Origin of the sequence: Coprococcus sp. RTP21428st1_C9_RTP21428_210409, from assembly GCF_040227395.1 — a bacterium.
Taxonomy (GTDB): domain Bacteria; phylum Bacillota; class Clostridia; order Lachnospirales; family Lachnospiraceae; genus Coprococcus; species Coprococcus aceti.
The window spans coordinates 1-2223 of record NZ_JBEHVV010000133.1 but is presented as its reverse complement, the minus strand read 5'-3'; the positions used below and the strand labels follow the sequence as shown (position 1 = coordinate 2223).

At 46.4% G+C, this 2223-nt stretch carries 1 protein-coding gene; it reads right to left on the bottom strand.

What is annotated here, in order from left to right; translation table 11 throughout:
* Positions 1 to 2223 (bottom strand): InlB B-repeat-containing protein (locus ABUA34_RS14155; protein WP_349823531.1); only part of this gene is annotated, 2223 nt, incomplete at both ends.

Sequence of the window (2223 nt, the reverse complement as noted above, 5' to 3'; positions counted from 1 at the left end):
CTCCATATACAGATCCGGAATAGCCGTAAACTTAAGCATTCTGTCGCCTCTGATATCCGCAGACTCTCCATATAGTGTCTCTCCTGATGTCACGTTCTCTGCCTCTATCTGTCCGGCTCCGTCCGCTGACCATGTTATCTTATACACAGGTCTGTCAAACACAGCCCTCACATCAACTCTCGTATCCTTTGGCACTTTGTATGCAAATATATTCTCTGCCACGCCCTGACTGATTCCATTTACAAGCCAGTCTGCAACTTCATATCCTTCTGCAGCCGTCGCTGTGAATTCCACATATGAAGCAGCACCTATCATATCTCCTGATTCGAGCACCAGCTTTGTAGATGTGATCATGGCGCTCACCTCACCTGTTCCCTCTGTCTCAGGACCAAATGTGAGTACATCACCAACCAGCTCAAGACCAGCCATAACTGTCATATCAGATGAATCTCCGTCAACCGTGATCTTAAGGGTATCATTTACTTTCTTGTCTGAATATAACTTTATATTCTCCGTCTCGCTTGTCAGCTTATGTCCATTTATGATCCATTCTTTTACATTGTATCCATCATCAGGCACAACCTTGAATGTGATGACAGAATCTCTGTATATGTCTGTGATCTGCGCAGATTTGCTCTCCGTCGCATCACTTATGGTATCTCCTATCTGTATGTATGAAGGGAGATTTTTTCTTGACACATCTGCACTTATAGAGCCGTGTGTCTTTCCTGACGCCTCTCCAGCAGAAGCCTTCTCTATCACTTTCAGAGAATACTCAGCCTTCACGGATGGTGCGATCTTTCTGTATGTGGCATTTACTGTCACATCCCCTGTAAATCCATCTGCCGGAGCACTCCACGTAAACGTGTATCTCTCTGTTCCGGACTCAGAATCCGCAGTCTCAGCCAGCTTTCCTTCTCCGCTGTCCTCCGCAAGACTGAATACATCCTCTCCTGCGTAATTTACCTTTATGTCAGCTATCTCATAATTTCTCTTCACCGCAAATGTGAATTTCAGATCATCCTTACTTGCATATGCGATACATCCGCCATTTGCCAGATCAGAATCTCCTGACCTTGCAGTCATCTCTGTGTCATTTCCTGATGTCCACGACACAACCGGCTGTTTGTAGAAGTATACGACAACCTTTGTATCCTTGCCGAGATATTCTAGTTCATACCTCTGGGCGCCAGCACCTTCTGCCTCAGCATCAACCTTCTCGCCATTTACCTCCCAGTATGCTACCTCGTAGCCTTCATTTGGAGTTGCTGTAAATACTATGTCACTTCCCTGAAGCTGCTTGTCACCGGATACAAGTGCGTCTGTACTTCCGGTAGCCACAGCATCTACCACACCGGCTGCATCATCATCCGCACCATATGTCACCTTGTATCTGTTCGGCGCAGTGTACTTAACTGTATAATCGAGGTCTGAAGCTATATCATACACTGTCATCGTCCTGAGATCCGCTGATATAGTTCCAAGTTCCTGTCCATCTGCTGCTGACCATCCGTCGAGAAGTAGTCCTGACGGAACGGTAACCTGGATGGTCACATTGTCGCCTCGGCTGACTTCATATATACCATCTTCACCGCTCTCTATAGTCACTGTGCCGTCAACTCGCTGAGCCTTGACTGTGACATCCACACCTGTTGTCACTGTAGTCTTTCCATCGCTTCCAACAGTTACAGGCGAGACTGATATTTTGAAATTCTGTGCCTCTGCAAAATATGCCGTGATAAGTGTATCCTCGCTGATCTCCTCTGCATCATATGTGAGAGATGTGTTATTTGTCACTCCATCTTCCGCGAGAACGGTCTCTGGAACTCCATCTTCTCCCGTAACAGTCCAATGATCCAGAACATATCCTGCTGCCGGAACCGCAGTGAGTCTTACCTTCTGTTCTATATGAATGTTTGCACCTGAACCAAACGATTTTCCAATTGTTCCATCCGTCACATAGTTTGCTTTGAGTGTTCCGTGAGCCTTATTGTCCGGCTTGTATGTCAGCTTGTGATATACAGGCTCAAAGTTTACTGCTACATTCATGTTTGCTTTCAGCTTAGCCATCTGGATCTGGTCATCGCTGCACGCCTTGCCACCGGATGTTCCACACTGTGGATCCGTAACTGTCTTTCCATTTAGTGACCAGCTCTTAACCTTATATCCCTTATGAGGAGTAGCAGCTAAAGTGATCGTTGAGTTCTCAGGGAGTCTTGTTCC